This window comes from Psychrobacter sp. (assembly GCF_035469765.1).
GTDB lineage: Bacteria > Pseudomonadota > Gammaproteobacteria > Pseudomonadales > Moraxellaceae > Psychrobacter.
Genome location: NZ_DATIRM010000165.1, coordinates 1 through 8,986 on the forward strand (window position 1 = coordinate 1; position 8,986 = coordinate 8,986).

Sequence of the window (8,986 nt, forward strand, 5' to 3'; positions counted from 1 at the left end):
GGCTTTTTTGTGTTCATATCTACCGCATCTTTTCTAAGGGTTCTATAGTCAGGGAAAAGCAATATCGATACATATCGTATTATTATTGATATTCTTTAATTTAAGGCGCTATATTATTGGTTAGAACTTAGTTTAGTTTAATCAGAATCTGTGATGACAAATATATAGCGATCAAGAATATTTAATAAAGGACATGCAATAAAGAGTATTCAAGGGAAAAAGCGCATTTACTTTGCTAGCCTATTTTTGCAGCACTGATAAAAAACACTCAACAGCAAAACGAAAGGACTCGTTATGACTCAGCTTGCCGATTTTGACAGTATTCTTAATAATGTTCCCAAAGTTGATATAGGCGCGTGCTCAGTAAATGCGCCACTTACCCAAAGCCATGATAAAGGACTTGATGTGCCGCTGATTGAGGAGACCATCGGAGATTTTTTTGATGCTATTGTCCATAAATATCCTGAGCGTGAAGCCTTGGTTTCTTGCCATCAGAATATCCGTTGGACCTATCGCGAGCTACAGGAAAAAGTTAATCAGTTAGCCAGTGCCATTCTTGAGATGGGATTTGAGATCGGTGATCGTATCGCCATTTGGTCGCATAACAATGCTGAATGGCTGCTGATGCAATTAGCGACCACAAAAATCGGCGTGATCTTAGTCAATATTAATCCTGCTTATCGTACCTTTGAGCTGCAATATGCCCTAAATAAGCTAGGCTGTTCGGCACTGGTATTGATGCGTCATTTTAAAAGCAGTGATTACGCGCAAATGATTCGTGAGTTATGTCCTGAGATTTATCATAAAAACTATACCCAGCTTGATTTGGTTGAGATTCCGACGATTGAGCGCATCATTTGGATTGATGAGCCAAAGAGTGATGAAGATTTTAATTTTATGCAAAAGTTCTCTACATGGATGGCGGAGGGTGATGCCAATGATCCGCGCATCGCAGAGCGCCAAGCCCAGCTTAAAAATACTGATGCTATTAGTGTGCAGTTTACCAGTGGCACGACTGGCACACCGAAAGGTGCCACTTTAACGCATCGAAATATATTAAATAATGGTTATTTCATGGGTGAGGGAATGAGGCTAACGGAAGAGGATAGGCTATGTATCCCATTGCCGCTTTATCATTGCTTTGGCATGGTGGGTGGCAATTTAGCAATTTTAACCCATGGTGGCTGTGCTGTTTATCCTAATGATGGTTTTGATCCGCTAACAGTATTGCAAACGGTGGAAGCAGAAAAGTGTACAGCTCTGCTTGGTGTACCGACGATGTTTATCGCAGAGCTTGATCATCCCGACTTCGATAGCTTTGATTTGTCCAGTTTACGCACGGGCATCATGGGCGGCTCTAGCTGTCCGATTGAGGTCATGCGCCGTGTCATGGATAAGATGCACATGAGCGAGGTCACGATTGCTTATGGCATGACTGAGACCAGTCCGGCTTCTTGTCAGACCAGCTCGCAAACGCCACTTGAAAAGAGAGTCTCTACCGTAGGGATGGTGCTGCCAGGACTTGAGGTCAAAATCGTCGATATTGAAACCGGTGATGTCGTCCCTATTGGAGAGACAGGCGAATTACTGACTTATGGCTATGCGGTGATGAAAGGTTATTGGGGTAGCCGTTTTAAAACACGTACAGCCATTCAAGATGGCTGGATGCATACCGGTGATCTTGCAACCATGGATGAAGAGGGTTATATCACTGTGGTTGGGCGTAGTAAGGATATGATCATTCGCGGCGGCGAAAATATCTATCCAGTAGAAGTCGAGAACTATCTATACCGCCATCCTAAGATTCGCGATGTGCAAATTGTCGGTGTTCCTGATAAAAAGTATGGCGAAGTACTGGCGGCGTGGATTATTGCAAAAGAGCCGGGTAGCTTAACTGAAGAAGACGTCAGGCAGTTCTGTCGCGATCATATTGCTCATTATAAAGTGCCGACCTATTTCCGCTTCGTTGAGGAATATCCGATGACGGTGACTGGGAAAATTCAGAAATATAAAATCATTGAGCAAATGGTGGAGGAGTTGGGTCTAGGATAACTTGAGACTATTAATGACTGGAAAAGCCAGCTTTTTACTATTATGGTATAAGGCTGGTTTTTCTCATTTAAGTGACATAAAAGACTCATCGTCTATTAATTAATCATAAATTCACTGTATTTTTTTATTTTAAATGATACATAATGTATTACTATTATTGACAGCATTCGATTTAAGACGGTATAGTAGCTAACGCTAGTCGAGACCTGTTCAAGGAAGAGTGAATGGATGGCAGGCGACTAATAAGCATTATAAAAAGTAAAACGAAAGGACTCGTTATGACTCAAGATTTTCATTTTGATACCATTCTAAATAATATCTCCTCTATTAATATGGGCGCGCGCTCGGCAAATGCCCCGCTGACTCATAGCTATGATAAAGGTCCTGATGTACCGCTGATTGAAGCGACCATCGGTGATTTCTTTGATGCCATTGTCTCCAAATATCCTGAACGCGAAGCGCTGGTTTCTTGCCATCAAAATATCCGCTGGACTTATCGTGAACTGCAACAGCAAGTCAATCAGTTAGCGAGCAGCATGATTGAGATGGGGCTTGAGATTGGTGATCGCATCGGCATCTGGTCGCATAACAATGCTGAATGGCTTTTGATGCAATTAGCGACTGCAAAGGTCGGCGTCATTTTAGTCAATATCAACCCTGCTTATCGTGTTTTTGAGCTGCAATATGCGCTAAATAAATTGGGCTGCTCGGCATTGGTGCTCATGCGCCATTTTAAAAGTAGTGACTATGCCAGTTTAATCCGTGAGATGTGTCCTGAGATTTACCACAAAAACTACACTCAACTAGATTTGGTTGAGATACCAACGATTGAGCGCATCATTTGGATTGATGAGCCAGACAGTGATGAAGAGTTTGGATTTATGCAGAAGTTTTCTGCATGGATGGCAGAAGGTGATGCCAATGATCCGCGTATCGCTGAGCGTCAAGCACAGCTTAAAAACACTGATGCCATTAACGTACAGTTTACCAGTGGTACGACGGGTACCCCCAAAGGCGCGACTTTAAGCCACCGTAATATCTTAAATAACGGTTACTTTATCGGTGAAGCTATGAATTTCACTGAAGAAGATAGACTGTGTATTCCAGTGCCTTTATATCACTGCTTTGGTATGGTGCTTGGTAATTTAGCCATTCTTACTCATGGCGGTTGTATCGTTTATCCAAATGATGGGTTTGAGCCGTTATCTGTCTTAAAAGCCGTAGAAGATGAAAAGTGTACGGGTCTACATGGCGTGCCGACGATGTTTATCGCTGAGCTTGACCATCCTGAATTTAAAAATTTTGATTTATCCACTTTACGTACTGGCATTATGGCAGGCTCTAGCTGTCCGATTGAGGTCATGCGCCGCGTCATCGATGAGATGCACATGAAGGAGGTCACCATTGCTTATGGCATGACCGAGACCAGTCCAGTTTCTTGTCAGACTAATGAGCATACGCCACTTGATAAGCAAGTCTCGACCGTAGGACTCGTACAGCCGGCGCTTGAAGTCAAAGTCATCGATACCGAAACAGGTGAGATTGTACCGTTAGGTGAGACTGGCGAGCTATTGACTCGTGGTTATTCGGTGATGAAAGGTTATTGGGGCAGTCATTTTAAAACCCGTGAGGCCATTCAAGATGGCTGGATGCATACCGGTGATTTGGCTACTATGGATGAAGATGGCTATGTCAAAATCGTCGGTCGTAGTAAAGATATGGTCATCCGCGGCGGTGAAAATATCTATCCAGTCGAAATCGAGAACTACCTCTACCGTCACCCTAAAATCCGTGATGTACAAATCGTTGGGATCCCAGATAAGCGTTATGGCGAGGTATTGGCTGCTTGGATTATTCCTAAGGAAGAGGGCAGCTTAACTGAAGAGGAAGTACGTCAATTCTGTAGTGAGCATATTGCCCATTATAAAGTGCCAGCCTATTACCGCTTTGTGACTGAGTATCCGATGACCATCACTGGCAAAATTCAAAAATATAAGATTATTGAGCAAATGAAAGAAGAATTAGGCTTATAAAAATTGAGCCGTTCTAGCTCTTGTCTTACTAATAACTTTTTTTGGTAAAAACTAAAATAACCAATAGTTAAAATAATTCGCATAAAAAAGCTACTCGCATTTACGCATTAAAGAAAAGGGATATCATGAGCGCTATCATAACCAGTAAACTGAGTCCAAATGCCGCTGAATTTCAGCAGAACAGTGCTGCAATGCAAGAGGTCGTCGATGACTTATATCAGCATCTGCGTAAAGTCGCCCAAGGTGGCTCAGAGCGGGCGCGCGCCAAGCATTTAGCACGTGGCAAATTGTTGCCTCGCGAGCGTGTTGAACGCTTGCTCGATGTTGGTACGCCATTTTTAGAAGTGGCTCCGATGGCGGCGCACAACATGTATGGCGAAGATATTCCAGCGGCGGGCGTGATTGCTGGTATCGGTCGCATTAACGGCATTGAGTGTATGATTGTCTGTAATGATGCCACGGTAAAAGGCGGCACCTATTATCCACTGACGGTCAAAAAACATCTACGTGCCCAAGAGATTGCACAAGAAAACAACTTGCCTTGTGTCTACTTAGTTGATTCTGGCGGTGCAAACTTGCCCAATCAGGATGAAGTATTTCCTGATAAAGAGCACTTTGGACGTATATTTTTTAATCAAGCTAATATGAGTGCCGCTGGCATTCCACAGATTGCGGTGGTTATGGGTAGCTGTACCGCTGGTGGTGCATACGTGCCAGCGATGAGTGATGAATCTATTATTGTTAAAGACCAAGGAACCATCTTTTTGGGTGGTCCGCCACTGGTCAAAGCCGCAACAGGTGAAGAAGTCACAGCAGAAGATCTGGGCGGCGGCGATGTACATACCCGTCTGTCGGGCGTGGTTGATCATTTGGCACAAAACGATACTCATGCGTTATCAATAGCGCGTAATATCGTCAGCCATCTAAATCGTCCTGCTAAACAGATTCCGAATCAAATCAAACCACTTCCACCGCGCTATGATGCAAAAGAGCTATACGGTGTTATTCCAACTGATAAGCGCAAGCCATTTGATATTAGAGAGATTATCACCCGTATTGTTGATGACAGTGCCTTTGATGAATTTAAAGCACGCTTTGGCACGACGCTGGTTTGTGGGTTCGCTCATATTGAAGGTATGCCAGTTGGTATTATTGCCAATAATGGCATCTTATTTAGTGAATCTGCACAAAAAGGCACGCACTTTATCGAGCTGTGCTGTAAACGCAAAATTCCTTTGATATTCCTACAAAACATCACCGGCTTTATGGTCGGTCGTAAATACGAAAACGAAGGTATTGCTCGCCACGGCGCTAAGATGGTGATGGCAGTGGCGAATGCTAAAGTACCTAAATTCACCGTTATCGTTGGTGGCTCATTCGGTGCGGGTAACTACGGTATGTGTGGACGTGCGTATAGTCCGCGCTTCTTATGGATGTGGCCAAATGCACGCATTTCTGTGATGGGCGGTGAGCAAGCAGCCTCAGTATTGGCAACCGTCAAGCGTGATAACTTTGACCGTAAAGGCGAAGCATGGAGTGATGAAGACGAAGCGGCATTTAAAGCGCCGATTCGTGAGATGTACGAAGAGCAAGGTCATCCTTATTATGCCACCGCTCGTCTATGGGATGACGGCGTGATTGACCCTGCTGATACGCGTAACGTGTTGGCATTAGCGCTTAGCGCAGCTCATAACGCGCCGATTGAAGAGACAAGCTTTGGTGTCTTTAGAATGTAGTATTGAACGGTATATCGCCAGTCATTTAGCGCTCGTAAATACATAAAATATAGAGAAGGTTATGCAACAAACTTTGAATAATTATAAAAGTCTATTGGTTAACGTTGAGCAGCATGTGGCGACGGTAACTTTGAATCGCCCTGAGATACGTAACGCCTTTAACGATGAAATGATTGCTGAGTTGACGGAAGTTTTCACCACGCTTGGCGCTGATGATCAAGTACGCGTTATCGTTTTAGCGGCTGCCGGTAAAGCGTTCTGCGCGGGAGCGGATTTGAATTGGATGCGCGCCATGGCGGATTATAGCTATGAGGAGAACCTAGCGGATGCAGATAAATTGGCACAAATGCTCAAGACTATTTATGAGTGTCCAAAACCAACGCTAGCGGCTATTCAAGGTGATGTTTATGCAGGTGGTATGGGCTTGGTTGCGGTTTGTGATGTGGCAATCGCGGTGAGAATTGCCAATTTCTGTCTTAGTGAAGTACGTTTGGGCTTAGCGCCAGCTACTATCAGCCCTTATGTCATTAGAGCATTAGGTGCTAGAGCCTCGCAGCGTTATTTCTTAAGTGCTGAAGTATTCGATGCTAAAAAAGCCCGTCAGCTTGGTTTTATCCATGAGCGCGTTAGTGAAGAATGGCTGGATGAAGCGATTGCTGCGTTCTGCGCCAAAGTGGTTAAAAACAGCCCTGAGGCCGTCAAAACCTGCAAGCGTTTATTGCATGAAGTCGCGGGCGCAACCATTACCGATGAGCTGATTGCAGATACCGTCAAAGGCATCGCTGATATTCGCTCATCAGAGCAAGGTAAAGAAGGCGTACAAGCTTTTTTGCAAAAGCGTCAGCCCAATTGGCTAGTAGCAGAATAGCCATAAAAAATATGTTTGCTAAATTATCAATTAGTAATAAAACCAATTTAGCGTAAAAGGTCATACGTGAATATCAGCCTACCGTTTGATTATTTATCAACGATAAAACGACAAGATACAGGGATAGTTATGTTTTCTAAAATTTTGATCGCCAACCGTGGTGAAATCGCTTGCCGAGTTGCCGCGACTGCCAAGCGTTTAGGTGTAAGTACCGTCGCGGTTTATTCTGATGCTGACCGTGAAGCCAAGCATGTAGCTGTTTGTGATGAAGCCGTATATTTGGGTGGTTCGGCTCCTAAAGACAGCTATCTGAAAGGCGATGCTATCATTGCCATTGCCAAAGAGACTGGTGCACAAGCGATTCACCCAGGTTATGGTTTTTTGAGTGAAAATGCGGATTTTGCCCAAGCTTGTCAAGATGCAGGATTGGTCTTCATCGGTCCATCAGCTGACGCTATCCGTGCGATGGGCGGAAAATCTGAGTCCAAGCGTTTAATGGAAGCGGCAGGCGTGCCACTGATACCTGGCTATCATGGTGAAAATCAAGATGCCCAGTATTTACAGCAGCAAGCCGATATCATCGGCTATCCGGTACTGATTAAAGCCAGTGCTGGTGGTGGCGGTAAAGGCATGCGTATCGTTGAGCAAAGCAGCGATTTTATCGATTTATTAGAGTCATGCCGCCGTGAAGCGATTACCAGCTTCGGTAATGATCAAGTATTGGTCGAAAAATATGCGTTGAAACCACGCCATATCGAGATTCAAGTCTTCGGTGATACGCATGGTAATTATGTCCATCTGTTTGAGCGAGATTGCTCGGTACAGCGTCGACATCAAAAAGTATTGGAAGAAGCGCCGGCACCGGGTGTTGATGCAGCGATGCGTGAAGCGATGGGAACAGCGGCAATCGAAGCTGCTCGTGCGGTCAATTATTTTGGCGCAGGTACGGTTGAGTTTATCGTTGAGCAGCGCGAAGGTTCGATGAACTTTTATTTTATGGAAATGAATACCCGTCTGCAAGTTGAGCATCCGGTCAGTGAAGCTATCTCTGGTGTAGATTTGGTCGAATGGCAGTTATTGGTCGCGGCAGGTTTGCCATTGCCAAAAAAACAGGACGAGCTAGCGATAAACGGTCATGCGATTGAAGCACGTATTTGTGCTGAAAATCCTGACAATGGGTTTCTGCCAGCAACGGGTACTTTATTCACTTATCAAAAGCCTGAGCATAGTACCTTTGTCATTAATAAGAACAGCTCAGATGTGCGTATCGATGATGGCGTACGCGAAGGCGATGTCATCAGTCCGTTCTATGATTCTATGATTGCGAAGCTTATCGTTCATGCGCCTACTCGCGAGCAAGCGTTAGCCAAGCTTGATCGTGCACTCGCGCAAACACGCATCGTCGGTCTGCCAAATAACGTGGCATTTTTGCGATACATTATAAACACGGAATCATTTAGTCAAGCCAATCTTGATACCGCGCTGATTGAGCGTGAGCGCGAGCAGCTGTTTAATCAGCATCCACTTGAGCTATCGACACTCGTAGTTACTGCTATTGCGCAGCAACTTGCCAGTGAGGCGGTATTACATAGTTCAGATGCCGACCCGTTTAGTAAGCCTACAGGTTTCCGTGCCTTTAGCGATTATACACGCTCGTTTAGCTTGGTTTATGATGAACAATCTTATAACGCGCTTATTAGCAACTGGCACAATGCAAGCTGCGTAGATAGCAAAAAGGGCAGCGATAACCTCAGTAGCTTTACGCTAGTTATTGGGAAAGAAGTCGCCAATACCGATATTCAAGATAAGAGTAATGTGGCGGCGCAAACCTCGACAGTCTATGAAGGTCAAGTCAGCTATAGCAGTATTGACGCACACAACCATACCTTGTGGTTAGATGGTGCCCGTATCAACGCCCAAAGCTGGACAAACCATGAGACCGTCTATATCTTTACAGATAATGGACGAGATGAAATTACCCTTGTTGATATTATGGCGCACGTCGGCGAAGAGAATGCAGCGGTCGGTAGCTTAAAATCACCAATGCCAGGACAGGTCGTTGCCTTTAAGGTAGCAGTTGGCGATACCGTGAAAAAGGGCGAGCCATTAGCTGTCATTGAAGCGATGAAAATCGAACATACCATTACTGCACCGACAGACGGCGTGGTTGCAGAATTATTATTCGGCGCGGGTGACTTGGTTGCTGATGGTGATGAGCTGCTGCGTATTGATAGTGAAGATAGTAAGTAAAAAGGACAATCAGTATGAGTATCTCGTACCCAAAACACGTTACCATC

General features: G+C 44.7%; 5 protein-coding genes. All 5 read left to right on the forward strand.

Annotated elements, in window-relative coordinates:
* The first annotated feature begins 294 nt into the window (after positions 1–294).
* The 5 genes from VLN09_RS04780 (at position 295) to VLN09_RS04800 (ending at position 8,939) form a co-directional block, all read left to right on the forward strand.
* On the forward strand, positions 295–2,052 hold the full coding sequence (locus VLN09_RS04780) for an AMP-binding protein (protein WP_325244197.1): 1,758 nt from the start codon (positions 295–297) through the stop codon (positions 2,050–2,052).
* Between the two features lie 278 nt (positions 2,053–2,330).
* The gene (locus VLN09_RS04785; RefSeq protein ID WP_325244199.1) at positions 2,331–4,085 is read left to right on the forward strand and encodes an AMP-binding protein; all 1,755 of its coding nucleotides are present in this window, start codon (positions 2,331–2,333) and stop codon (positions 4,083–4,085) included.
* A 125-nt stretch (positions 4,086–4,210) separates the two neighbouring features.
* Complete coding sequence (locus VLN09_RS04790; RefSeq protein ID WP_325244201.1) at positions 4,211–5,821, forward strand: carboxyl transferase domain-containing protein; 1,611 nt, start codon at positions 4,211–4,213, stop codon at positions 5,819–5,821.
* 61 nt (positions 5,822–5,882) lie between these two features.
* Complete coding sequence (locus tag VLN09_RS04795) at positions 5,883–6,689, forward strand: enoyl-CoA hydratase/isomerase family protein (RefSeq protein WP_325244203.1); 807 nt, start codon at positions 5,883–5,885, stop codon at positions 6,687–6,689.
* A 129-nt stretch (positions 6,690–6,818) separates the two neighbouring features.
* Positions 6,819–8,939, forward strand: coding sequence for an acetyl/propionyl/methylcrotonyl-CoA carboxylase subunit alpha (locus VLN09_RS04800; protein WP_325244205.1), 2,121 nt, complete (start codon positions 6,819–6,821; stop codon positions 8,937–8,939).
* Positions 8,940–8,986 lie beyond the last annotated feature (47 nt).